Annotated in this window: 1 protein-coding gene and 1 pseudogene; one reads left to right on the top strand and one right to left on the bottom strand. The window is 54.2% G+C overall.

Annotated features, from left to right (window positions below; all coding sequences use genetic code 11):
* Positions 1-240, top strand: a 240-nt coding sequence (locus tag JK635_RS04365) for a winged helix-turn-helix domain-containing protein (RefSeq protein ID WP_202652773.1), incomplete at its 5' end; no start/stop codon positions are given.
* Here JK635_RS04365 and JK635_RS24105 read toward each other — a convergent pair.
* Positions 237-491, bottom strand: a pseudogene (locus JK635_RS24105) (hypothetical protein); the annotation flags it as partial. The gene JK635_RS04365 and the pseudogene JK635_RS24105 sit on opposite strands and share 4 nt — an antisense overlap.
* Between the last annotated feature and the right edge of the window lie 245 nt (positions 492-736).

Genomic DNA, 736 nt, shown 5'->3' with positions numbered 1-736 from the left:
CTGCGTAACACCGGCCGGCCGCTTTCAAGAACCCTTATTGTGGAGACAGTTTGGAGCGGGAATCCGCTGGGAATGTCGCGCACCATGGATACCCATGTATCTCGGGTACGTAATAAGTTGGGCCTGACTCCAGGCCGCGGCTATCGCCTTTCCCCCGTGTACGGCTACGGATACCGGCTAGACGAGATCAGAGCAACTAATGATATCGGGCGGAAGAACAAGCAGTCAGAAGATAATTAGGAAGGCAGTTTCAAGTCTGAAATGCAACGACTATTTGTTGAACGGACCGATCGGATGATGGCACTTGCCAGGCCGGCGGCATAGACCTGCAATGGCGTGAGCCAGTGATGCGTCGCGCGGGGCCGCATGTTTGGACCGCCGACAATGGCGTCGATCCCTTCCTGGCTATAGGCCGACAAGTCCGTTTCCTTGGAAAAATACCGGCGCAGTAGGCCGTGGGTGTTTTCACAGGCGCCGCGCTGCCAGGGCGCCTCCTATTAGAAACGGTCGTACATCTTGTCGGACTGTATATAATGATTCCCACTGCGCGAGTGTGACAAGCGCTGCAAACGGAGTTCAGCCTGTACATCCCAGTCGCTTTGCCAAATGAAAGATCACGACGATGAAGGCCAGGACATTTCCGGATGAATTATCTTCGACGAGTAGCATTTTGTACCGCGCCATTGCAGAGAATCTACCTCGTGGCGCTGTCTTTGTTGTAGACAAAGAATTCCGG

It is taken from the genome of Neobacillus paridis (assembly GCF_016765675.1).
Classification (GTDB): domain Bacteria; phylum Bacillota; class Bacilli; order Bacillales; family Cytobacillaceae; genus Neobacillus; species Neobacillus paridis.
Note: the sequence above shows the minus strand (reverse complement) of the source record. Positions and strands in the feature narration are given on the sequence as shown.